Genomic DNA, 22316 nt, shown 5'->3' with positions numbered 1-22316 from the left:
CTCGCCCGGAGTCCATCATGTCCACCGCACCGCTCGCCGGTCTGCGCGTCGTCGAGCTGGCCCGCATTCTCGCCGGCCCCTGGCTCGGCCAGACGCTCGCCGACCTCGGCGCCGAGGTGATCAAGGTCGAAAGCCCCGCCGGCGACGACACCCGCACTTGGGGGCCGCCGTTCATCGAATGCGGCGGCGAGAAGACCGCTGCGTACTTCCATGCCTGCAATCGCGGCAAGCGCTCGATCGTCGCCGACTTTGCCAGCGAGAAAGGCCTCGAAACCGTGCGCCAGCTCGCCGCGACAGCCGATGTGCTGATCGAGAATTTCAAGGTCGGGGGACTGACGAAGTACGGCCTCGATTACGCCAGCCTCGCGACGCTCAATCCACGTCTGATCTACTGCTCGATCACCGGTTTCGGCCAGACCGGACCGTATGCGTCGCTCGCCGGCTACGACTTCATGATCCAAGGACTTTCCGGAATCATGGATTTGACCGGCGACCCAGCTGGCGAGCCGCAGAAGATCGGTGTCGCCTTTGCCGATATCTTCACTGGCCTCTATGGCGTCGTCGCCGTGCAGGCCGCGCTGCTGGCGCGCGAAAAGACCGGCCGCGGACAGCACATCGACATGGCCCTGCTCGACTGCATGACCGGCGTGCTCGCCAATCAGGCGATGAACTACCTGGCCTCCGGCACAACGCCGCATCGCCTAGGCAACGTGCATCCGAACATCGCGCCCTACCAGACTCTCCCCGTCGCCGACGGCCACATCATCGTCGCCGCCGGCAACGATGCGCAGTTCGTGCGGCTGTGCCGCATCCTCGATCTTGCGGCGCTGGCGGAGGATGCGCGGTTCACGACCAATGCTTTGCGCGTTCAGCATCGCGAGGAACTCGCCGGCCTGCTCGCGGTTTCGACCCGCCAGCGCAGCCGTGCCGACTTACTCGCTGCGCTCGACGCGGCCGGCGTGCCGGCAGGTCCGATCAACAGCGTCGCCGACGTATTCGCCGATCCGCAATTCCGCGCGCGCGAAATGCTCGTGGAGAACGACGGCATTCCCGGACTGCGCACGCCGATTCGCATGTCGGACAGCGCGCTCACCACGAACCGTCGCTCACCGCGCCTCGACGAACACGGGGCGGAAATTCTCGCCGAGCTGGCAAGCCGGTCCTGATTCGAATTTTTCTTCGGAGCTCTTTCATGGCCAACACCGAATTCCTTTCCATGCTCGACGACCCAGGCTTGCTGCGCGAAGCGAACTTCATCGGTGGCGAGTGGATTCCCGTGGGCTCAGGCCCGGCAATCGAGGTCGCCGATCCGGCGACAGGCGCGTTGCTCGGTTGTGTACCCGACTTCGGCGCGGCCGAAACCGCCCACGCCATCGAAGCTGCGGCGCGCGCCTTGCCCGCATGGCGCGCGCTGACCGCCAAGGCTCGCGCACAGCCGCTGCGGCGGCTGTTTGAACTCATGCTCGCGCACCAGGAGGATCTCGCGCGCATACTTACCGCCGAGCAGGGCAAGCCGCTGGCCGAGAGCCGTAGCGAAATCGCCTATGCGGCAAGCTTCATCGAGTGGTTCGCCGAGGAAGGCAAGCGTGTCTACGGCGACGTGATTCCGCCGGACCGCGCCGGCCGCCGCATCCTCGTGCGGAAGGAGCCGATCGGCGTATTCGGTACGATCACGCCGTGGAACTTCCCGGTGGCGATGATCACGCGCAAGGCAGGCCCCGGCTGGGCGGCCGGCTGCACCGGCGTGCTGCGCCCCGCAAGCCAGACACCCTTTTCCGCACTCGCGATCGCCGTACTCGCCGAACGCGCCGGCCTGCCGGCGGGCGTGTGCAACGTGATCACCGGATCGGGCCGTGCAATCGGCGGCGAACTCACAGCCCACCCTCTCGTGCGCAAACTCTCGTTCACCGGCAGCACCGAGGTCGGCGCAGAGCTGCTCGCGCGCTGCGCGCCGGGCATAAAGAAGGCGAGCATGGAGCTCGGCGGCAATGCACCGTTCATCGTCTTCGACGATGCCGACCTCGATGCCGCAGTCGCCGGCGCTCTGACCTGCAAATACCGCAATGCGGGACAGACCTGCGTTTGCGCGAATCGCATTCTCCTCCAGGACGGCATCTATGACGCGTTCGCGGAAAAGTTTGCACATGCCGTCGCCACGCTCAAGGTCGGCAACGGCTTCGACACCGGCGTCACGCTCGGCCCACTGATCGACGCCGCGGCGGTCGCGAAAACCGAAGACCACATCGCCGACGCCCTCGCCCACGGCGCGCGACTTGTCAGCGGCGGAAAGCGGCACGCGCTTGGCGGCAATTTCTTCTCACCGACCGTACTTGCCGATGTGCCGACGCAGGCGAAAATTTTTCGCGAAGAAACCTTCGGCCCCGTTGCCCCGCTGTTCCGCTTCCGCGACGAGGCCGAGGCGATCCGTCTCGCCAACGACACCGAGTTCGGCCTCGCCGCGTATTTCTACAGCCGCGACATTAATCGCGTCATGCGCGTCGCCGAAGCACTCGAGTACGGCATGGTCGGCATCAACGAGGCGATCATCTCGACCGAAGTGGCGCCGTTTGGCGGCGTGAAGACGTCCGGGCTCGGCCGCGAAGGCTCGAAGTACGGCATCGACGACTATCTCGAGATCAAGTACCTGTGCTTCGGCGGCGTCGATACCTGACCCCGAACTTCGCCGCTACGTGCGCAGCCGGCGGAGTACCGATCCTTTCATTTTTTGCCGAATCTGGAGCCCGTATGCCCGCCGTCGCACTCGATCCTGCCGATCTTTATGACGTCCGCTCGCTGCTCAGCGAAGAGGAGCGCATGGTGCAGAACGCCGTGGCGCGCTTCACCGACGAGCGCGTGCTGCCCATCATCGGCGACTGCTTCGACCAGGCGCGCTTTCCAACGGAGCTCATCCCTGAGATGGCCGAACTCGGCCTGCTTGGTTCCTCACTGCCGACCGAGTACGATTGCGCCGGCATGAACGCGGTCAGCTACGGCCTCGTCTGTCAGGAACTCGAGCGCGGCGATTCCGGCATTCGCAGCTTTGCCTCCGTGCAGTCCTCGTTGTGCATGTATCCGATCTACGCCTACGGCGGCGAGGAACATCGCCGTGAATGGTTGCCGCAGATGGCGGCCGGCAAGGTGATCGGCTGCTTCGCTCTGACCGAGCCGCACGGCGGCTCGGACCCGGCGAACATGAAGACGCACGCGAAAAAGGACGGCGGCGACTGGGTCATCAACGGCGCCAAGATGTGGATCACCAACGGCAACCTCGCCCAGATCGCGATTGTCTGGGCGCAGACCGAGGATGGCATCCAGGGCTTTATCGTGCCGACCAACAGCAAGGGTTTCGCCGCGCAGGAAGTGCACAAGAAGATGAGCCTGCGCGCCTCGGTAACCAGTGGCCTGTTCTTCGACAACGTGCGCGTGCCGGATGCGAACCGCCTGCCGAACGTGAAGGGCCTGAAGGGCCCGCTCGGCTGTCTCACCCAAGCGCGCTATGGCATCACCTGGGGTCCGATTGGAGCGGCGATCGCCTGCTTCGGCGAGACGACCGAATACGCCAAGCAGCGCGTGCTGTTCGAGCGCCCGATTGCGGCGACGCAGGCGGTGCAGATCAAGCTCGCCGACATGGCGCGGCGGATCACGCTGGCGCAATTGCTCTCGCTGCAACTCGGTCGCCTCAAGGACGCAGGCAACATGCAGCCGACCCAGGTGTCGCTCGCAAAATGGAACAACTGCCGCATGGCGATCGACATCGCGCGCGAATGCCGCGACATCCTCGGCGGCGCCGGCATCACCACCGAGCATTGCCCGATCCGCCACGCGCTCAACCTCGAATCCGTGATCACCTACGAAGGCACCGAGACCGTGCACCAACTCGTGGTCGGGCGCGAGGTGACAGGAATCAACGCGTTCTGACTAAGAGAACCTGCGCAACCCGCAAGCGCCCAGCTTGCCGGCATCCGGCCATCGGGTGATACACACTCTCGGGTCTGTCCCGGGAAAGTCCGCCACCAGCGAGGTCCACAGGCGGATCGATGAGCTGCCGATGAACAGCACCGCGCCCGGCGCCGGCGGATGCGCCCGCTCCGCGGCCTGGAACGCGGCGATCTCGGCGTTCCACGGCGGGCGCGTGGTCGTTCTCGCAGTTGTCGCGCGCCGCCGTCAGCAGCGGCCACAGCAGCAGGATCAGCAGCAGCATGCGCGGGGTCTTCATCGGCTCGCCTCGTCGACCGGGTCTGAGCCCTAACTAGCGCGACCGCGCCAGCTCCGACACTGCCAGCACCTGCGTAATGCGCATGCCGTCCCAGCGATAGACCAGGTGCTGCGCCTGTACGCACGGCGCCACCACGTCGGGGCGGAAGGCGGCCAAACATTCGCCGCCCGGATCGCGCGCGCTGTCGTAGACGATGCCGTTGGAACCGGCCTCGCGCAGTGAGCGCGCCAGCTTCACGCTGGCCGCATAGACGTCCGCATCATGTTCGGCCTTCCAGCCGCCGCGGATGTCGTGCAGCTTGCTGTCGACGCGGGTGCGGTAGCAGCGCATCTGGATGTCGCAACCCGGCTCGGCGGTGGCGGCGAGGAAGCGCTGGCGGTGGTAGACGGTTTCCTCCACCGCGGTGGCGACGCTGTGCGCGGCATAGAACACGCCCCAGCTGCCGTCGGAGAAGCGGCTGCCTTCGGGGTTGAGATGGGTGAACGCGGCCATCACTGGTGTCGAACCCGGCCCGCTGAGACGGTGCTCTTTCGGAACCAGCGCCAGTGCGCCGGCCTCCTCGCGCAGGCGCGGATTGGTCAGCGCCTCGATCGCGAACACCGCGTCGAGGTCGGCCGGGTCGGCGATGCGGTCGTACACGCCGATCGGCGGGAAGCGGCTGGGCACGATGCGGTACGCCTGATTCCAGCGGATGCGTTTGACGGGCGGCGGAGGCATCGGATCTCCATGGACTGCCTGTAGGAGCGCACCCTGTGCGCGATGCTTTTCGTCACGTGACGGAGAACGTCGCGCACAGGGTGCGCTCCTACCAGGGGGTAGCGCGGCATCGCGGGGAATGTATCGCGGACTGCGATCAACCGCGCTGCGCATCCAGATACTGCCGCACCACGTACAGGTCGGCGACGTTGCCGGACAGCATGCGCTCCAGCGCGGAATGGCCGCCGAACAACGACGCCGTGTTCGGCTTGTGCAGCCAGGCGTCGGCCTGGGCCGGGTCGGGGAACAGGATCTGCAGCGATTTCCAGATGCCGAGCAGGTAACTGATGCGCTCCAGCGTGTCGCGCCCCAGGGCGCCGCCCTGCTGGCGCTTCCACTTGTAGAAGGTCGACTCCGGCGGGTCGCCGAGCAGTTTGCGCTGATCGGCGATGCGCAGCTTCCAGTGTTCGGCGAGCCGGAAGAACGCGCGCAGCGCCGGGTCGGCGAGCGTGTCCGGCGGCGCGTAGCGAGGCACGGCTTCGGCGATGCGGGTCGGGTGGGCAGTCATGGCGTAACTCTCTCCATGAAGTTTATTTACACAATACTACACACGTAAAGTAAAAGCCAACGAGCCGTCCCGGACTCAATGCCCCGCGGCGCCCTTTGCCTTCGCGCAGTCGCAGCCGTAATCCGGTTCTGGGCCGCCCTCGGCGATGAAGCGGTCGATGCGCTGCTGCAGCACCGGCAACGGCACCGAACCCAGCTGCAGCACGGTGTCGTGGAAGTGGCGCAGGTCGAACTTCGCGCCCAGCGCCTGCTCCGCCTTGGCGCGCAATTCGAGGATCTTCAGGTAGCCCAGCTCGTACGACAGCGCCTGGCCCGGCCAGCTGATGTAGCGGTCCACCTCGTTGGCGATCTCGCGCGCGGACAGTGCGGTGTTGACGGTGAGGTAGTCGATCGCCTGCTGCCGCGTCCAGCCCAGGTGGTGGATGCCGGTGTCGACCACCAGCCGACAGGCGCGCCACATCTGGTAGCTGAGGTAGCCGAAGCGCTCGTAGGGCGTGTGGTAGATGCCCATCTCGTTGCCGAGGTATTCCGAGTACAGCCCCCAGCCTTCGCCGTAGGCGGAGATGTAGCTGTTGCGGCGGAACGCAGGCTGGTCGTGCTGCTCGTCGGCCAGCTCCAGTTGCAGTGCATGGCCGGGGTAGCTCTCGTGCAGGGTCAGCGCCGGCACGTTGAACAGCGGCCGCGACTTCAGGTCGTAGGTATTGACCAGGTAGGTGTCCGCGCCACCGCGGCCGGAGGTGTAATACGGCGCGATCTCGGCCGGCACCGGCTTGATGGTGAAGTGCGCGCGCGGCAGGTGGCCGAAGTAGCGTGGCATCTGGCCGTCCACCTGCTTGGCCACCCAGGCGCTGCGCATCAGCAGTTCGTCCGGCGTCTTCGCGTAGAACTGCGGGTCGGTGCGCAGGAACTGCAGGAACTCGGCGAAGCTGCCCTTGAAGCCGGTGGCCTGCATCACCTCCAGCATCTGCGCGTGGATCTTCGCCACCTGGTCGAGGCCGATGCGGTGGATTTCGTCGGGCCCCAGGTCGAGCGTGGTGTACTCGCGGATCTGCTGGCGATAGAACGCCTTGCCGTCCGGCAGCGCCTCGGCCGCCAGCGTGGTGCGCGCCTGCGGCACGTACTCGTTGCGGAAGAACGCCAGCAGCTTCGCGTAGGCGGGGATCACCTCGTCGCGGATCTGCCGCAGCGCCTGGCCCTGCAGCGCCTGCGCGCGGTCCGCCGGCATCGACGCCGGCAGTCGCTGGAAAGGTTCGTAGAAGCTGCTGTGGGTCGGGTCCTTCAGCTCGGCCACCGCGGCGATCGACGCGTCACGCCCGTCGAGCACCGCCCGCGGCACGCTGAAGCCGCGCTTGAGTCCGGCGCGCATGTTCGCGATCTGCTGGTCGAAATACGCCGGCACCTGGCCAAGTCGTTCGAGGTAGCGCTGGTAGTCATCGGCCGTGCGCAGGCGGTCACCGCCCAGCACGTAGTCAAGGTCGGACCAGAACGCGGAGTCGCTGTTGAACGGCATTTGCCAGGCCTTGAACTTCTGCCCGGCGACCAAGTTGCCGATCTGCTCGCGGTAGATCGCGTAATTCACCCGGTTCGCCGGCGACAGCTGCGCCGCGTCGACGCCGGCCAGCTGTTTCAGCACGCCCTGCCAGTAGTCCAGCCGTCGTTGCTGGCTGGCTGCGTCGACCTGGTCGAGCCGGCCGTTGTTCAGCTGCGGCTCGCCGGCGGTGCTGATCCCGGCCTGGCCGGTACGCCAGGCCCACTCGGCGCGGTAGATGTCCTTGAAGCGCACATCGGCACTGGCAGCGGCGTGCGGTGGCGCTGCCGCACGCAGCGGCACGATGCAGCTGACCAGCGCGAGCGCGGCCAGCCGCGCCATCATCAGGGGCTTGTTCACGGGAATTCCTTGCAGCGGGGTGACGTCATCATCCATCACGCGACGTGATGCAAACCCCTATCCTCGCCTTCATTCCATGCTATGGCAACGGGGCCTGCGCGCGGCTCCTGCGTTGCCTCGACTCGGCCACCCATGCCCTCGCCGTGGCCAGCCTGGGAGGTTGAAAATTCACAACCACTCAGCCGAGATCGAGCTTGCCCACGCCGACCGCACGCAGATAGGCGGCCAGGTTGCGTTCGTCGGCCTCGGCGAAGGCTTCGCCGCTGGGCTCGCAGGTACCGATGCGGTCCGGGCGGAAATTGCGGAAGTCACGGCGTAGCCGGCACCACGCGCCCAGCGTCCACTTGCCGCCCCAGAACGACAGGCACAGCGGCTCGACCTCGCGCGTGCTGGCGTTGCCAGCTTCGTCGCGATACTCCAGCCGCAGCACCTGGTTGCCCACGATCGCCGCATGCAGCCGGTCGATCAGTGCGGCGAAATCCTCGCGGTACTGGTCGCGCCACACCGGTGCAAAGATCCGCGTGCGCGCGGCGCGCTCGCGCAGTTCGGGCGGCAGCACCGCCTCGATCTTCAGCAGGGCGGACTGCGCACTCTCCGCCAGCCGGGTGCCGGCGAACGCGCGCACGAAGCGCGAGCCGACCACCAGGGCTTCAAGCTCGTTCGCAGTAAACATCAGCGGCGGGATGTCCGAGCCCTTGCGCAGCACATAACCGACGCCGGCCTCACCCTCGATCGGCACGCCGGACAACTGCAGATCGGCGACGTCGCGGTACACGGTGCGCAGCGACACCCCCAGCGTCTGCGCCAGCGAGCGCGCCTGCAGCGCGGTGCGACGGCCGCGCAGGGCATGGATGATGAGGAACAGGCGATCGGCTCGACGCATCCGCGCATGATGCCTCCAGGCGCGTCGCCGCGCCTGCGACGCAAGTCATGGTCATGGCAACCGCGCAGCTGCATCGCGGACGCGGCTCCCGGATGGGCGGCGGCAGAGATGCCGCGTTTCGGCCGGTGGCGACATCCCGTTGTCGTGGCCGGTCCTGGTTGTCACTTGCTGCGGGGATGGAAGATGACAGAAGCCAGCGCGGCCAGCAGGGTACGCCGGCGCGCACGCGGAGCCGCCGCCGCGACCGTCGGGCCCATCTTCGGCAGCCTGTACGGCCCATCCAGCAGCAGGCCGTTCAGATAGAGCGGGCGGTAGGCCACCAGCAGGGTTTTCAGCATCGGTTTCATGGTGGCTTCCTCATGCCATCGCCACGGCTTCGCCGACGCACCACGGCGGCGGCTGGGCGTGCTTGAACAGGCGGTACCAGTGTTCGCGGTCGCTGGGGCTGTACAGGTCCAGCGTACGGATCACCTCGCGGGCGAACTCCACGCTGCCCAAGTGGCTGGCGCTGATCACGCCGCCGTCGCTGACCGCCAGCACGCCGGCGTCGTACTGCTCCGCACCGGCGTAGGCCGGTACGTGGCCGTCGATATGGCCGGCCCAGTTGCCGGTGTGCCGGCAGTGGTCGAGCAAGCCGCCGCGGGCCAGCGCCAGCACGCCGCTGTCGATCGCGGCCACCGGTGCACCGGCCGTGTACAGCCGGCGGATCGCCGCCACCGCCGCGTCGCCCTCGCCGCGCTGCCACAGGTGGCCGCCGGGCACGATCAGCAGGACCGCACGCTTGAGATCGAGCTGCTCCAGCGCCAGCTCGGGCTGCACGGTGAGGCCGCCCATCGAGACCACCGGCGCCATCGAGAAGCCCACCGCCTGGACCTGCCAGTCGCCGGGGCGGCGGATCTCGCACAGTGCCAGTGCCGCCTGCCAGTCGGCAAAGCCGTCGAACACCAGGAAATAAACCAGGTCGCGCATGTCGTGTCCCTCCGCTATGGAGGTACAGCTTGCCCACCCCTTGCTGCCAACGTGATGTCAGCAGCCGGGCCGGATGCGGGCACGTGGGGCGCCGGGCTGGCACTGTTCAGCCGGAGCCCGGACAATGGCGCTTCTTCTTGCCATGGACCCGACATGAAACCCGTCTCGCTGATCCAGTTCCTGATCGAGGAACGCCGCGCCGGCCACATCAACGCCGAACTTTCGCTGCTGATCGAAGTGGTCGCGCGCGCCTGCAAGCGCATCGGCGTGGCCACCGGCAAGGGCGCGCTGGGCGGTGTGCTGGGCGAGGCCGGCACAGGCAACATCCAGGGCGAGGCGCAGAAGAAGCTGGACGTGATCTCCAACGAGATCCTGCTGGAAGCGAACGCCTGGGGCGGCCACCTCGCCGCCTGCGCCTCGGAGGAAATGGAAGACCCGCAGCAGATTCCCGACGGCTACCCGAAGGGCCAGCACCTGCTGCTGTTCGACCCGCTGGACGGCTCGTCGAACATCGACGTCAACATCTCCGTCGGCACGATCTTCTCGGTACTGCGCTGCCCGGACGGCGTGACCGAGCCGAAGGCCGCGCACTTCCTGCAGCCGGGCACCACCCAGCTCGCCGCCGGCTACGTGGTGTATGGCCCGGCCACCGTGCTGGTGCTGACCTTCGGTCACGGCACCCACGAGTTCACGCTGGACCGCGAGGTGGGCAGCTTCATCCTCAGCCGGCGCGGCATCCGCATTCCGGAGGCCACCGCCGAGTTCGCCATCAACATGTCCAACCAGCGCCACTGGCAGGCGCCGATGCAGCGCTACGTCGGCGAACTGCTGGCCGGCAAGACCGGCCCGCGCGGCAGGGACTTCAACATGCGCTGGGTCGCCTCGATGGTGGCGGACGTGCACCGCATCGTGACCCGCGGCGGCGTGTTCTATTACCCGCTGGACGCGAAGATCGAGAAGCAGGGCGGCAAGCTGCGCATCATGTACGAGGCCAACCCGATGGCCTTCATCGTCGAGCAGGCCGGCGGCGCGGCGACCACCGGGCGCCAGCGCATCATGGAACTGCAGCCCACCGGCCTGCACCAGCGCGTGCCGGTGTTCCTGGGTTCGAAGGAAGAAGTCGAACTGGCCACGCGCTATCACCTGGAAGCCGACGCCGCGCAAGGCTGACGCCCTTGCTCCCTCCCCCTGCCAGCAGGGGGAGGGAGCAGATCAGAATCTTCCGACACCGATGCCCATGCCCTTCCGCCGTTTGCTGCCACTGCTCGCCACGCTCCTGCTGGGTGCCTGCACGCACGCCGTCAAGCCGGTGCCGCCACCCATGGCGCCGCCGCCGGTGAAGCTGAAGATCGGCCTCGCCCTCGGCGGCGGTGCGGCGAAGGGCTTCGCGCATATCGGCGTGATCAAGATGCTGGAAGCCAGCGGCATCCACCCGGACGTGGTCGCCGGCACCAGCGCCGGCAGCGTGGTCGGCGCGCTGTATGCCAGCGGCATGGACGCGTTCGCGCTGCAGCAGACCGCGTTCGGCCTCGATGAGGCGAAGATCCGCGACGTGCGGCTGTTTTCCGGCGGCCTGGTGCAGGGCCAGGCGCTGCAGGATTACGTCAACCAGCTGGTGCACAAGCAGCCGATCGAGCAGCTGAAGCTGCCGTTCGCCGCGGTGGCCACCGAGCTGGAGACCGGCACGCGCACCGTGTTCGTGCGCGGCAACACCGGCCGCGCGGTGCGCGCGTCGTCGAGCATTCCCGGCGTGTTCGAGCCGGTGGAGATCCACGGCAAGCACTACGTCGACGGCGGCGTGGTCAGCCCGATCCCGGTCGACGCGGCGCGCCAGCTCGGCGCCGATTTCGTGATCGCGGTGGACATCTCCGCCGCGCCCGACGGCAGCAACCCACAGGGCATGATGGGCATCGTCGGCCAATCCATCACCATCATGGGCCGGCAACTGGCCGCGCAGGAAAGCGCGCGCGCCGACGTGGTGATCCGCCCCGACCTGAGCGGCATCGGCCCGACCGATTTCGAGCAGAAGAGCCAGGCCATCCTGGCCGGCGAGAAGGCCGCGCTGGCGGCGATCCCGGTGATCCGCGCCCGACTCGCCGCGTTGGCGGCGACGCGCCAGGCGGCCACTGCCACGCACTGAGCGTCGACGCGGCGGCCCATGCCGTCCTGCACTTGGCTTGCATTGCCTCGGGGTTGTAGCGTCGGGTTTCCCCAGCCGGAATCCCCTCATGCCGAAACATTCGCGCCTGACCCTCTCCCTGTCGCTGCTGGCCTTCGCGCTGGCATCGCAGGCCTTTGCCGCCACGCCGGCGGTCGACCCGCGCATCGAGCAGGTGCTGACCCAGCTGGGCAAGGCGCAGTCGATCCAGGCGGTGGCCATCTCGCCGGACGGCCAGCAGCTGGCTTGGGTGATCGAGCGTGACGACAAGCCGGCGATCGAGGTGGCCGATGTCGACGGCCACCATGTGCGTCGCGTCAGTGCCGCCGCCAGGCCCGGCGCCTGCGCCGAGTCCGGCATCGCCTGGGCGCCCGATTCGCGTCGCCTCGCGTTCGTGTCCAATTGCAGCGTCGACCTGACCAGCACCAAGGCGATGCAGAACGCCATCTATCTGGCGGATACCCGCGGCAGCGATGCCCCGGCGCGGCTGGCCGAACTGAAGGGCTACGTGCGCGCGCTGCAGTGGAGCGGCGACGGCAAGTCACTCGGCTTCCTCTACGTGGCCGGTGCCACCCGCCATGCCAGCGCGGTGACCGCGGCCAAGCCGGCCGCCGGTGAGATCGGCGTGAGCGGACTGGAAGTGCAGCGCGTGGCCAGTCTCGACGTGAGCGGCGGCACGGTGCGCGAACTGACCCCGGCCGGCATGTACGCGTATGAGTTCGACTGGTCGCCGGACGGCTCGCGCATCGCCTATACCGCCGCACCGCCGCCGGGCGACAACAACTGGTGGATCGCGAAACTCTATGTGCAGCCGGCGCAGGCCGATGCCCATGCCGCCGTTCTGGTCGATCCGGCCAATGCGGAAAGCGGATCGCTGCATGGCCTGCAAATCGCGCTGCCGCGCTGGTCGCCGGATGCGTCGCGGATCGCCTTCATCGGCGGCCTGATGAGCGACCAGGGCGCCACCGGCGGCGACATCTATGCGGTGCCCGCCAACGGCGGCGCGCTGGTCAACCTCACCCCTGGCATCAAGGTCACGCCGAGCTGGCTGCGCTGGACGTCGCCGCAGTCGATGCTGGTCAGCCAGGTCAGCAACGGGCAGAGCCAGCTCGCGGATTACACGGTTTCCGCCACGCGCGCACAGCAGCAGCGCGTGTACTTCACCGTGCCGGCCAGCATCGGCGACGGCAGCGCGTCGATGGCGATGTCGCTGTCCGACGACCTCAGGCACGTCGCCTTCCTGCAAAGTTCGTACGCCGCCGCCAGCGAAGTGCATGCCGGTGCGTTGGGCAACACGCCGCCGCCGGCGGTGACCTCGTTCAACGCCGCGCTGAAGCCGGCCTGGGGCAAGGCCGAGTCGGTGGAATGGAACAACGAGGGCTTCCGCGTGCAGGGCTGGCTGTTGTATCCGGCGCACTACGACGCGAAGAAACGTTACCCGATGATCGTGGTGGTGCACGGCGGCCCGTCGAGCGCGGTGATCCCACGCTGGCCGGGCGTCGGTTACGGCGGCGCGCCGCTCTCCGCGCTGGGCTATTTCGTGTTCATGCCGAACCCACGCGGCAGCTTCGGCCAGGGCGAGAAGTACGTGCAGGCGAACCGCAAGGACTTCGGCTACGGCGACCTGCGCGACATCCTCGCCGGCGTCGACGCGGTGGAGAAGAAGGTGCCGGTGGACGACAAGCGGCTCGGCCTCACCGGCTGGAGCTACGGCGGCTTCATGAGCATGTTCGCACCGACCCAGACCCAGCGTTTCCGCGCCGTGGTGGCCGGCGCCGGCATCGCCAACTGGCAGAGCTACTACGGCCAGAACCTGATCGACCAGTGGATGCCGCCGTTCTTCGGCGCCAGCGTGTATGACGACCCGGCGGTGTATGCGAAGAGCTCGGCGATCAACTTCATCAAGCAGGTGAAGACGCCGATGCTGATCGTGGTCGGCGACCGCGACGCCGAATGTCCCGCGCCGCAATCGTTCGAGATGTGGCACGCGCTGCGCGCGCAGGGCGTGCCGACCTCGCTGGTGGTGTACCCGAACGAGGGCCACCACTTCGTCGATCCGGTGCACCAGCGCGATGTGCTGCAGCGGGCACTGGGCTGGTTCCAGAAATACCTGCCGGCGTCGGACTGAGCCGCGCCGGCAGCAACCGCACGTTCGGGGAACCTCTGAGCAATCAGTCATTCCGGCTTGGGCCGGAATGACTGATTGGAATTTCAACCGAGCTTCTTCAGAACAATTCGCCCTGCGGCGAGACCTTGCGCGGCGGCACGAAGCGCGAGGTGTCGAGGACGAGCTCGCGGGCGCGACCGAAGCCGTGCCGGCGGCAGGCCACCTCGAAGCGACGGCGCAGCAGGTCGGCGAACACGCCTGAGCCGCGCATGCGGGTGGCGAAGTTGCTGTCGTAGTCGCGCCCGCCGTTCATCTGCCGGACCAGGCTCATTACGTGTTCGGCGCGTTGTGGCGCATGCAGCGCGAGCCATTCGCGGAACAACGCTTTCAGCTCATACGGCAGGCGCAGCGTGGTGTAGCCGGCGCAGCGCGCGCCAGCGTCGGCGGCCTGCGCCATCACCGCTTCCATATCCTTGTCATTGAGTGCCGGGATGACCGGCGCCACCAGCACGCCGACCGGCACGCCGGCCGCGGCCAGCGTGCGGATCGCCTTGATCCGCCGGTGCGGTGCGCTGGCGCGCGGTTCGAGTTTGGCGGCAAGGTGGTTGTCCAGCGAGTTGACCGAGACGAACACCTGCAGCAGCCGTTCGCGTGCCATCGGCACCAGGATGTCGAGGTCGCGTTCGACCAGCGCGTTCTTGGTGACGATGGTGCACGGGTGGCGACATTCGGCCAGCAGCTCCAGCGCGGCGCGGGTCAGCCGCCAGCGCTTCTCGACCGGCTGGTAGGGGTCGGTGTTGCTGCCGATGTTGATCGGGCTGACCGCGTAGCCGGGTTTCGCCAGTTCCGCGCGCAGCACCTCGGCGAAGTTGCCCTTGGCGCGCAGCCTGGTCTCGAAGTCCAGCCCGGGCGACAGGTTGAGGTAGCTGTGCGAGGGCCGCGCGAAGCAATAGATGCAGCCGTGCTCGCAACCGCGGTACGGGTTGATCGCCTGGCTGAAGGCGATGTCCGGCGAGTCGTTGCGGCTGATCACGCTCCTTGCGCGTTCCTCGGTGACGCAGGTCGGTGGGCGCGGCGTGTCCTCGTCCAGCAGCGCGCTCTGCCAGCCGTCGTCCTCGGCGTGGTGGCGGATGCTTTCGAAGCGCCCTTCCGGGTTGGAGGCGGCACCGCGGCCCTTGAACGGACGCGTGGCCGGGAGCTGTTCCAGCGAGATCGGCGGCGGCGAAGGATCATCCATCAGGGCAGTTTCGCGCGGCGACGTCTCAGTCATCGCGACATCTTTGCGCGACGTGATCCGGCGCGCGCCGGACGCTCGACGGCGGCGCTATGATGCGGCCGTCCGCCGCCACCGGCGGCGCATTTCCACCTGTCGGGGCTTCCCCATGCGCTGGCTGCTGCTCGCCCTCACCGTGTTCGCGTTCATGCTGTGCTTCACCCGCCACGGCGCTGGCGCCTGGGGCTTCTGGCTGCTGGTCGGGCTGATCGGCGTGTTCGCCACCACGCTGGCCTTCGTGCAGGCGCGCATCGCCAGCCACGCACGCGCGGACAGCCTGTCCGAGTACGACCTGATACGGCTGCGCGAGGGCAAGGATCCGCAGAAGCGCGACCGCGCCGTGCGCTAGCTGCGCCGCGCTACAGCCCCAGCTCGGTGATCATCGCCTTGCGCATCAGGTACTTCTGCACCTTGCCGGTCACCGTCATCGGGAACGCGTCGACGAAGCGTACGTAGTGCGGCACCTTGTAGTAGGCCAGATGGTGGCGGCAGTAGTCCTGGATCTCCGCCACGCTGGCCTCGCTGCCCTCGCGCAGGCGGATCCATGCGCAGACCTGCTCGCCGAACTTCGCGTCGGGCACGCCGAACACCTGCACGTCGAGCACTTTCGGGTGGGTGTACAGGAACTCCTCGATCTCGCGCGGGTACACGTTCTCGCCGCCACGGATGATCATGTCCTTGAGCCGGCCGACGATGCGGCAATAGCCGTCCGCGTCCAGCGTGGCGAGGTCGCCGGTGTGCATCCAGCGCGCCTCATCGATCACCTCGCCAGTACGCGCCGGATCGTCCCAGTAACCCAGCATCACCGAGTAGCCACGCGTGCACAGCTCGCCCGGCGTGCCGCGCGGCACGATGTGCCCGCGCTCGTCCACCAGCTTCACTTCCAGCTGCGGATGGATGCGCCCCACGCTGTCCACGCGGCGCTCCAGCGGATCCTCCGGCACGGTCTGGAAGCTCACCGGGCTGGTCTCGGTCATGCCGTAGGCAATGGTGATCTCGCTCAGGTGCATCTCGCCGACCACCCGCCGCATCACCTCGATCGGGCACGGCGAGCCGGCCATGATGCCGGTGCGCAGCGTACTCAGGTCGAACTCGGTGAAGCGCGGGTGCTCAAGCTCGGCGATGAACATGGTGGGCACGCCATGCAGGCCGGTGCATCTTTCCTCGGCCACGGTTTCCAGCGTGGCCAGCGCGTCGAAGCCCTCGCCCGGAATCACCATGCAGGCGCCGTGGGTGACGCAGGCGAGGTTGCCCAGCACCATGCCGAAGCAGTGGTAGAACGGCACCGGGATGCATAGCCGGTCGTGCTCGGTGAGGCGCATCGCCTCGCCGATGAACCAGCCGTTGTTGACGATGTTGTGGTGGGTCAGCGTGGCGCCCTTCGGCGCGCCGGTGGTGCCGGAGGTGAACTGGATGTTGACCGGGTCGTCGAAGCCCAGCTCGCGTTCCGCCTCGTGCAGGCGCGCCAGCGCGGTGGCGTCGCCCAGCGCCGCCAGCTGTTGCCAGCTGCGCGTGCCGGGCGCCGGTTCGTCGTCGAGCAGGACCACCTCGCGCAGTGCCGGCAACCGCGTCGCCTGCAACTGGCCGGGCACGCTGGCGGCCAGCTCCGGCACCAGTTCGGCCAGCATGTCCAGATAGTGTGAGGTCTTGAAGTGGCGCGGCAGCACCAGCGCGCGGCAGCCCACCTTGTTCAGCGAATACTCCAGCTCGTGCGTGCGGTAGGCCGGGTTGATGTTGACCAGGATCAGTCCCGCCTTCGGCGCGGCGAACTGCAGCAGCACCCACTCCGCCCGGTTCGGCGCCCAGATGGCGACGCGGTCGCCACGCACCAGGCCCAGCGCCAGCAGGCCGGCGGCCACGCGCTCCACCGCGGCATGGAACTCGCGGTAGCTCAGGCGCACGCCCTGCGCGCGCACCACCAGCGCCGGTCGCTCCGGGTGCGCGGCGGCGACGCGGTCGATCAGCGCGCCGACGGTATCACCCAGCAGCGGCTGCGGGCTGGCGCCGTGGACATAGCTCGGTGCTTCGCTCATACGCGATCTCCTCGGCTCTTCCTGGCGTGCCGCGCAACCGCCAGCATAGCGCCGCGACCGGCGGTCGCGGCCAAAGAAAAAACGCAGCGGCTGACGCCGCTGCGTTTCCCGTACTCCGGCGCTCGCCCTCAGTCGCTGAGGTCGACGTCCTTGGTTTCGCGCACGAACAGCATGCCGATCACGAAGGTCATCGCCGCGATCGCCACCGGATACCACAGGCCGGCGTAGAAGTTGCCGGTGGCCGCCACGATGCCGAACGACACCGAGGGCAGGAAGCCGCCGAACCAGCCGTTGCCGATGTGGTACGGCAGGCTCATCGAGGTGTAGCGGATCCTGGTGGGGAACATCTCCACCAGCCAGGCGGCGATCGGCCCGTAGACCATCGTCACGTAGAGCACCAGGATGGTCAGCAGCAGGATCAGCATCGGCGTGTTGGTCTTTGCCGGATCGGCCTTGACCGGGTAGCCGGCATCGGCAAGCGCCTTGCCGACGCCTTCGCCGAACGCCTTGCTCTGCGCCGCGAAATCAGCCTTGGACAAGGCCCCGCCCTCGAACGAGGGGAACTCCTTGCCGCCGATCGAGACCACCGCCGGCGTGCCCGCCGCCGCCGCGACGTTCTCGTACGGTACGCCGCGCTTGGCCAGGTAGCTCTTGGCCACGTCGCAGGAGCTGGTGAAGACCTTCTTGCCGATCAGGTCGATCTGCACGCTGCAGCCGGCGGGATCGGCCTGCACCCGTATCGGTGCCGCCACGCTGGCCGCCTCGATCGCCGGGTTGCCGTAGTGGGTGATCGCCTTGAAGATCGGGAAGTAGGTCAGCGCGGCGAGCAGGCAGCCAGCCAGCACCACCGGCTTGCGCCCGATCTTGTCCGACAGCCAGCCGAACACCACGAAGAACGGCGTGCCGATCAGCAGGGCCGCGGCGATCATCAGCTGGGTAGTGGTGGCATCGATCTTCAGCGTGCTACCGAGGAAGTACATCGCGTAGAACTGGCCGCAGTACCACACCACGGCCTGGCCGGCGGTGGCGCCGAGCAGGGCCAGGATCACCAGCTTCAGGTTGCCCCAGCGTGCGAACGACTCGGTCAGCGGCGCCTTGGAGGTCTTGCCCTCCTCCTTCATCTGCTTGAACACCGGCGACTCGGACAGTTGCAGGCGGATGTAGACCGACACGGCCAGCAGCAGCGACGACAGCAGGAACGGAATGCGCCAGCCCCAGTCGTTGAACTTGTCGCCCATCATCCACTTGCAGCCCAGGATCACCAGCAGCGACAGGAACAGGCCGAAGGTGGCGGTGATCTGGATGAAGCTGGTGTACAACCCGCGCTTGCCCTTCGGCGCATGTTCGGCCACGTAGGTGGCCGCGCCGCCGTACTCACCGCCGAGCGCCAGGCCCTGCAGCATGCGCAGCGCGATCAGGATCACCGGCGCGGCCACCCCGATCGAGCCGTAACTGGGCAGCAGGCCGACGAAGAACGTGGACAGGCCCATGATCACGATGGTGATCAGGAAGGTGTACTTGCGCCCGACCAGGTCGCCGACCCGGCCGAACACCAGCGCACCGAACGGGCGCACCGCGAAGCCGGCGGCGAACGCGAGCAGGGCGAACACCAGCTGGCTGGCCTCGTTGAGGCCGGAAAAGAACTGCTTGCCGATGATCACGGCAAGCGAGCCGTACAGGTAGAAGTCGTACCACTCGAACACGGTGCCCAGGCTGGACGCCAGGATTACCCGCTTGTGGCTGACGTCGAGTGCGCCGCCGGCGTTGCTGCCGATGGCGTCGATGGCATTGCTGGCCATGATGTTACCCCTCCCGAATGGTGTGAGATGCCTCTGCCCGGAACACTGGGGAGAAGCCGGAAGGTGCGGACCGTCCCTTGCCCCGGGCCGCACCTCGTCAACCTCCCGCTGTCGCGGGAGGTTGGTCGGCGGCGCGCCGGGGCACGCCGCCATGAACCTCAGAAGCGATAAAGCGCGTTGAGACTGACCTGGTTGCCGGTGGTGGTCTTGCGGTCCACGCCGTTGCTGGTGGAGTCGAGCTTGTCGTGCATCCATTCGGCACTGAGGTCGTAGGAACCGGCGGTGTACTGCAGGCTCAGCGCGGCCTGGCGGTTGCGCAGCAGTCCGGTCGAGCCGTTGCCCATCCAGGTGATCACGTCCTTGCTGTCGGGTTTGCTGTAGGCGTAGAGCGCGTACAGGCTCCAGTTCGGCGTGAAGCTGTAGCCCGCCTGCACGAAGCCGCCGCGTTCGCTGATATCACCGAACTGCGACATCGCGCCGAAGATCTCGCCAAGGCCGTTGCCGGCGTAGGCCAGTCCCTTGAATGTCCACGGGCCGGGCTTCCACTGACCGCCGATTTCGTAGCCGGTGCTCTTCACGCTGGACTGGATCGGCGTCGGTGCGGTGCCGCCGACGCCGCGCAGGTCGACCTTGCTGTAGTGCGCGGCGAAGTACGCCAGCCAGTTCTTGTCCTGCACGTGCAGGCGCGCCTCCACCTGCGGGCGGAAGCCGGCGCTGCCGGCGGTGAGGTAGTTGATGTTGTTGCCCGGCCCGCTCCAGGTGCCCTCGAACGCGCCCACGTCGAGCCGCCATTGCGCGCCGGTGCTGCCGTGGTTGAGGTCCTGCATCACCACCACGCCGGGGAAACGCCAGCCGCCGTAGCCGGAACCGAAGCCCAGCGGGAACGCGATGTGCGCCAGCGAGGTGGGCGAGTTGTCGATCGGGAACATCAGGTCCCACTGCTGGCCGATGCGCACGGTGGTGCCGCTCTCGGGGTTGGTCAGGTCCATGTAGGCCTGGCGCAGGCGCGGCGTCGGCTGCTGCTGGCTGTACGCGCCGGTGCCGTTGAAGCCACCGAAGAAGTCCATCTCGATGCGGCCGCCGCCGCTCCAGTTGCCGGCGAACTTGGCGCCCTTGAAGTCGAGCCAGAAGCGCGTGTTGCGCACGTCGACGCCGGAGAGCGAGCCCTTCGAGCCGGGAATCGGGAACAGCGCGTTCTGGCCGTTGCCGTAGGTGAAGCTCTTGTTCTGGCTGAACGCGCTGGCGCTGACGAAACCGTGCAGTGCCACCGACACGCCGGGGGCGCTGCTGAACACCGGCGTCGCGGCGGCCGGCGCGGCCGCCACATTCTGCGCCGGTGCCGCGGGCTGGGCGGGCGCGGCTTTCTGAGCCTGGATCATCGCCTTCAGTTCGTTCAACTGCTGCTCGAGCTGCGCCACGCGCTGTTCGAGTTGCTGCTCGCGCGTGTCGCCCTGCGCGTGGCCGGCCAACGGCAGCATCAGCGCGCAAGCCATGCTCAGGGCAAGCGCGGAATAACGATTGGTGTGTCGCGTAGTCATGCGTGCTTCTCCCCAAGGTCAATGACGGACCGAGCATGGCCATGCTGCGGCGCGGGCGACTATTCGCCATTGGTCGAACTTCGACCAAAGTCGAGCCGGCGCCGCGCCGCCACCTCCGCGGCGATCGGGCTACACTCGAAGTTCGCACACCGCCGGGCGCCGACGCCTGCCGCGGTATCCCTGTGTCGCCATCTCCCATACCGAGCCAGCAGGAGCCCAGCCATGTCCAAGCTCTATCCGGTCAACCCGTTGTTTGCCGCTGCAGCGCGCCTGCGCCACGACGATTACACGCGCCTTTACGCCGAATCAGTCAGCGACCCGGAAGGCTTCTGGGGCCGCATCGGCCAGCGCCTGGACTGGATCAAGCCGCCGACCAAGATCAAGGACGTCTCGTTCGATCCGAAGGACCTGCACATCCGCTGGTACGAGGACGGCGAGCTCAACGTGTCGGCCAACTGCCTCGATCGCCAGCTGGAAAAGCGCGGCGACAAGGTGGCGATCATCTTCGAGGGCGACGACCCGGCCAACTCGCGCAAGATCACCTACCGCGAACTGCACGCCGAAGTGTGCAAGTTCGCCAACACGCTGAAGCACCTGGGCGTGGCCAAGGGCGACCGCGTGGCGATCTACCTGCCGATGATCCCCGAGGCGGCAGTGGCGATGCTGGCCTGCGCCCGACTGGGCGCGATCCACTCGGTGGTGTTCGGCGGCTTCTCGCCCGACTCGCTGGCCGGGCGCATCGCCGACTCGCAGGCCAAGGTGGTGGTCACCGCTGACGAGGGCCTGCGCGCGGGCAAGCACATCCCGCTCAAGGTCAACGTGGACGCGGCACTCGAACGCCCCGGCACCAACAGCGTGGAGACGGTGATCGTGGTGCGCCACACCGGCGGCGCGGTGCACATGCAGTCGCCGCGCGACCGCTACTGGCACACCCTGATGGACGGCCAGAGCGCCGATTGCGCGCCGACCCCGGTCGAGGCCGAGCATCCGCTGTTCGTGCTGTACACCTCCGGCTCCACCGGCAAGCCCAAGGGCGTGCAGCACTCCACCGGCGGCTACCTTGTATTCATCAGCTACACCCACGAGCAGGTGTTCGACCTGCGCGAGGACGACGTCTACTGGTGCACCGCCGACGTCGGCTGGGTCACCGGCCACAGCTACGTGGTGTACGGCCCGCTGTGCAACGGCGCCACCACGGTGATGTTCGAGGGCGTGCCGAACTACCCCGACCACAGCCGCTTCTGGCAGGTGATCGACAAGCACCAGGTGACCCTCTTCTACACCGCGCCCACCGCGATCCGCGCGCTGATGCGCGAGGGCGAGGCGCCGGTGAAGAAGTGCTCGCGCAAGTCGCTGCGCATCCTCGGCTCGGTGGGTGAGCCGATCAATCCGGAAGCGTGGGAGTGGTACTACAACGTGGTCGGCGAGCAGCGCTGCCCGATCGTCGACACCTGGTGGCAGACCGAGACCGGCGGCATCATGATCTCGCCGTTGCCCGGCGCGATCGCCACCAAGCCCGGCTCGGCCACCTTGCCGTTCTTCGGCGTCAAGCCGGCGATCGTCGACGCCGAAGGCACCTTGCAGGAAGGCGTGGCCGAGGGCAACCTGCTGATCACCGACTCCTGGCCCGGCCAGGTGCGCACCATCTACGGCGACCACCAGCGCTTCATCGAGACCTACTTCAGCGCCTACCCGGGCAACTATTTCTCGGGCGACGGCGCGCGCCGCGACGAGGACGGCTACTACTGGATCACCGGCCGCGTCGACGACGTGATCAACGTGTCCGGCCACCGCCTGGGCACCGCCGAGGTGGAGAGCGCGCTGGTGGCGCACCCGAAGGTGGCCGAGGCCGCCGTGGTCGGCTGCCCGCACGAGATCAAGGGCCAGGGCATCTATGCCTACGTCACCCTGGTCGCCGGCGAGAACGGCAGCGACGAGCTGCGCAAGGAACTGATCGCCTGGGTGCGCAAGGAGATCGGCCCGATCGCCACGCCGGACTACCTGCAGTGGGCGCCCGGCCTGCCGAAGACGCGCTCGGGCAAGATCATGCGCCGGATCCTGCGCAAGATCGGCGAGAATCAGCCCGAGCAGCTCGGCGACATCACCACGCTGGCCGATCCCGGCGTGGTGAAGAACCTGGTGGACGAGCGGCTGATCAAATAAGCGACGGGATTCGGGATTTGCAAGAG

Annotated in this window: 19 protein-coding genes; 9 read left to right on the top strand and 10 right to left on the bottom strand. The window is 67.7% G+C overall.

What is annotated here, in order from left to right; translation table 11 throughout:
* Positions 1 to 17 precede the first annotated feature (17 nt).
* From QQA13_RS00170 to QQA13_RS16200, 4 genes are all read left to right on the top strand, one after another.
* Positions 18 to 1166 (top strand): CaiB/BaiF CoA transferase family protein, encoded by a 1149-nt coding sequence (locus QQA13_RS00170; protein WP_108471214.1) that lies wholly within the window; start codon positions 18 to 20, stop codon positions 1164 to 1166.
* A gap of 26 nt (positions 1167 to 1192) precedes the next feature.
* Positions 1193 to 2671, top strand: a complete 1479-nt coding sequence (locus QQA13_RS00165) for an NAD-dependent succinate-semialdehyde dehydrogenase (RefSeq protein ID WP_108471215.1) — start codon at positions 1193 to 1195, stop codon at positions 2669 to 2671.
* A 74-nt stretch (positions 2672 to 2745) separates the two neighbouring features.
* Positions 2746 to 3918, top strand: coding sequence for an acyl-CoA dehydrogenase family protein (locus tag QQA13_RS00160; protein ID WP_108471216.1), 1173 nt, complete (start codon positions 2746 to 2748; stop codon positions 3916 to 3918).
* 130 nt (positions 3919 to 4048) lie between these two features.
* On the top strand, positions 4049 to 4249 hold the full coding sequence (locus tag QQA13_RS16200; protein ID WP_159082171.1) for a hypothetical protein: 201 nt from the start codon (positions 4049 to 4051) through the stop codon (positions 4247 to 4249).
* Here QQA13_RS16200 and QQA13_RS00150 read toward each other — a convergent pair whose 3' ends face one another.
* From QQA13_RS00150 to QQA13_RS00125, 6 genes are all read right to left on the bottom strand, one after another.
* The gene (locus QQA13_RS00150) at positions 4250 to 4933 is read right to left on the bottom strand and encodes an RES family NAD+ phosphorylase (protein WP_108471217.1); all 684 of its coding nucleotides are present in this window, start codon (positions 4931 to 4933) and stop codon (positions 4250 to 4252) included.
* A gap of 136 nt (positions 4934 to 5069) precedes the next feature.
* Positions 5070 to 5480 carry an MbcA/ParS/Xre antitoxin family protein gene (locus QQA13_RS00145; RefSeq protein ID WP_108471218.1) on the bottom strand — a complete coding sequence of 137 codons (411 nt, stop codon included), beginning with the start codon at positions 5478 to 5480 and terminating at the stop codon, positions 5070 to 5072.
* Between the two features lie 75 nt (positions 5481 to 5555).
* On the bottom strand, positions 5556 to 7367 hold the full coding sequence (locus tag QQA13_RS00140) for a DUF885 domain-containing protein (RefSeq protein ID WP_428992322.1): 1812 nt from the start codon (positions 7365 to 7367) through the stop codon (positions 5556 to 5558).
* Between the two features lie 178 nt (positions 7368 to 7545).
* Complete coding sequence (locus QQA13_RS00135; RefSeq protein ID WP_108471219.1) at positions 7546 to 8250, bottom strand: helix-turn-helix transcriptional regulator; 705 nt, start codon at positions 8248 to 8250, stop codon at positions 7546 to 7548.
* Between the two features lie 161 nt (positions 8251 to 8411).
* Positions 8412 to 8597 carry a hypothetical protein gene (locus tag QQA13_RS00130; protein ID WP_108471220.1) on the bottom strand — a complete coding sequence of 62 codons (186 nt, stop codon included), beginning with the start codon at positions 8595 to 8597 and terminating at the stop codon, positions 8412 to 8414.
* A gap of 10 nt (positions 8598 to 8607) precedes the next feature.
* Complete coding sequence (locus QQA13_RS00125; protein WP_108471221.1) at positions 8608 to 9219, bottom strand: DJ-1/PfpI family protein; 612 nt, start codon at positions 9217 to 9219, stop codon at positions 8608 to 8610.
* Positions 9220 to 9372: 153 nt separating this feature from the next.
* Here QQA13_RS00125 and QQA13_RS00120 point away from each other — a divergent pair, with 153 nt between their 5' ends.
* From QQA13_RS00120 to QQA13_RS00110, 3 genes are all read left to right on the top strand, one after another.
* A complete protein-coding gene (locus QQA13_RS00120) occupies positions 9373 to 10389 on the top strand; it encodes a class 1 fructose-bisphosphatase (RefSeq protein ID WP_108471222.1) in 1017 nt (338 codons plus the stop codon).
* 67 nt (positions 10390 to 10456) lie between these two features.
* On the top strand, positions 10457 to 11359 hold the full coding sequence (locus tag QQA13_RS00115) for a patatin-like phospholipase family protein (protein WP_108471223.1): 903 nt from the start codon (positions 10457 to 10459) through the stop codon (positions 11357 to 11359).
* A gap of 88 nt (positions 11360 to 11447) precedes the next feature.
* Positions 11448 to 13505, top strand: a complete 2058-nt coding sequence (locus QQA13_RS00110; RefSeq protein WP_108471224.1) for an alpha/beta hydrolase family protein — start codon at positions 11448 to 11450, stop codon at positions 13503 to 13505.
* Between the two features lie 97 nt (positions 13506 to 13602).
* Here the strand turns inward: QQA13_RS00110 and QQA13_RS00105 are convergent, their stop codons facing one another.
* A complete protein-coding gene (locus QQA13_RS00105) occupies positions 13603 to 14721 on the bottom strand; it encodes a PA0069 family radical SAM protein (RefSeq protein ID WP_108471281.1) in 1119 nt (372 codons plus the stop codon).
* 145 nt (positions 14722 to 14866) lie between these two features.
* Here QQA13_RS00105 and QQA13_RS00100 point away from each other — a divergent pair, with 145 nt between their 5' ends.
* Positions 14867 to 15106 (top strand): hypothetical protein, encoded by a 240-nt coding sequence (locus QQA13_RS00100; protein WP_108471225.1) that lies wholly within the window; start codon positions 14867 to 14869, stop codon positions 15104 to 15106.
* Between the two features lie 10 nt (positions 15107 to 15116).
* Here the strand turns inward: QQA13_RS00100 and QQA13_RS00095 are convergent, their stop codons facing one another.
* From QQA13_RS00095 to QQA13_RS00085, 3 genes are all read right to left on the bottom strand, one after another.
* On the bottom strand, positions 15117 to 16790 hold the full coding sequence (locus QQA13_RS00095) for an AMP-binding protein (RefSeq protein WP_108471226.1): 1674 nt from the start codon (positions 16788 to 16790) through the stop codon (positions 15117 to 15119).
* 128 nt (positions 16791 to 16918) lie between these two features.
* Positions 16919 to 18589: an MFS transporter gene (locus QQA13_RS00090; protein ID WP_108471227.1), complete on the bottom strand. Its 1671-nt coding sequence runs from the start codon at positions 18587 to 18589 to the stop codon at positions 16919 to 16921.
* Between the two features lie 158 nt (positions 18590 to 18747).
* The gene (locus tag QQA13_RS00085; RefSeq protein WP_108471228.1) at positions 18748 to 20127 is read right to left on the bottom strand and encodes a hypothetical protein; all 1380 of its coding nucleotides are present in this window, start codon (positions 20125 to 20127) and stop codon (positions 18748 to 18750) included.
* Positions 20128 to 20349: 222 nt separating this feature from the next.
* On the opposite strand from QQA13_RS00085, the gene acs reads away from it, so the two are divergent.
* Positions 20350 to 22290 carry an acetate--CoA ligase gene (gene acs, locus QQA13_RS00080; protein WP_108471229.1) on the top strand — a complete coding sequence of 647 codons (1941 nt, stop codon included), beginning with the start codon at positions 20350 to 20352 and terminating at the stop codon, positions 22288 to 22290.
* Positions 22291 to 22316: the final 26 nt, after the last annotated feature.

This window comes from Rhodanobacter thiooxydans (genome assembly GCF_030291135.1).
GTDB classification, from domain to species: Bacteria; Pseudomonadota; Gammaproteobacteria; order Xanthomonadales; family Rhodanobacteraceae; genus Rhodanobacter; species Rhodanobacter thiooxydans_A.
This window is presented reverse-complemented; position numbering and strand designations above follow the sequence as displayed.

Bases quoted from the DNA above. Each gene is read 5' to 3' on its own strand.
- QQA13_RS00100 (WP_108471225.1), top strand. From the start codon at position 14,867: ATGCGCTGGCTGCTGCTCGCCCTCACCGTGTTCGCGTTCATGCTGTGC.
- QQA13_RS00160 (WP_108471216.1), top strand. From the start codon at position 2,746: ATGCCCGCCGTCGCACTCGATCCTGCCGATCTTTATGACGTCCGCTCG.
- QQA13_RS16200 (WP_159082171.1), top strand. From the start codon at position 4,049: ATGAACAGCACCGCGCCCGGCGCCGGCGGATGCGCCCGCTCCGCGGCC.
- QQA13_RS00105 (WP_108471281.1), bottom strand. From the start codon at position 14,721: ATGGATGATCCTTCGCCGCCGCCGATCTCGCTGGAACAGCTCCCGGCC.
- QQA13_RS00110 (WP_108471224.1), top strand. From the start codon at position 11,448: ATGCCGAAACATTCGCGCCTGACCCTCTCCCTGTCGCTGCTGGCCTTC.
- acs (WP_108471229.1), top strand. From the start codon at position 20,350: ATGTCCAAGCTCTATCCGGTCAACCCGTTGTTTGCCGCTGCAGCGCGC.
- QQA13_RS00165 (WP_108471215.1), top strand. From the start codon at position 1,193: ATGGCCAACACCGAATTCCTTTCCATGCTCGACGACCCAGGCTTGCTG.
- QQA13_RS00170 (WP_108471214.1), top strand. From the start codon at position 18: ATGTCCACCGCACCGCTCGCCGGTCTGCGCGTCGTCGAGCTGGCCCGC.
- QQA13_RS00115 (WP_108471223.1), top strand. From the start codon at position 10,457: ATGCCCTTCCGCCGTTTGCTGCCACTGCTCGCCACGCTCCTGCTGGGT.
- QQA13_RS00090 (WP_108471227.1), bottom strand. From the start codon at position 18,589: ATGGCCAGCAATGCCATCGACGCCATCGGCAGCAACGCCGGCGGCGCA.
- QQA13_RS00085 (WP_108471228.1), bottom strand. From the start codon at position 20,127: ATGACTACGCGACACACCAATCGTTATTCCGCGCTTGCCCTGAGCATG.
- QQA13_RS00150 (WP_108471217.1), bottom strand. From the start codon at position 4,933: ATGCCTCCGCCGCCCGTCAAACGCATCCGCTGGAATCAGGCGTACCGC.
- QQA13_RS00130 (WP_108471220.1), bottom strand. From the start codon at position 8,597: ATGAAACCGATGCTGAAAACCCTGCTGGTGGCCTACCGCCCGCTCTAT.
- QQA13_RS00120 (WP_108471222.1), top strand. From the start codon at position 9,373: ATGAAACCCGTCTCGCTGATCCAGTTCCTGATCGAGGAACGCCGCGCC.
- QQA13_RS00095 (WP_108471226.1), bottom strand. From the start codon at position 16,790: ATGAGCGAAGCACCGAGCTATGTCCACGGCGCCAGCCCGCAGCCGCTG.
- QQA13_RS00135 (WP_108471219.1), bottom strand. From the start codon at position 8,250: ATGCGTCGAGCCGATCGCCTGTTCCTCATCATCCATGCCCTGCGCGGC.
- QQA13_RS00145 (WP_108471218.1), bottom strand. From the start codon at position 5,480: ATGACTGCCCACCCGACCCGCATCGCCGAAGCCGTGCCTCGCTACGCG.
- QQA13_RS00125 (WP_108471221.1), bottom strand. From the start codon at position 9,219: ATGCGCGACCTGGTTTATTTCCTGGTGTTCGACGGCTTTGCCGACTGG.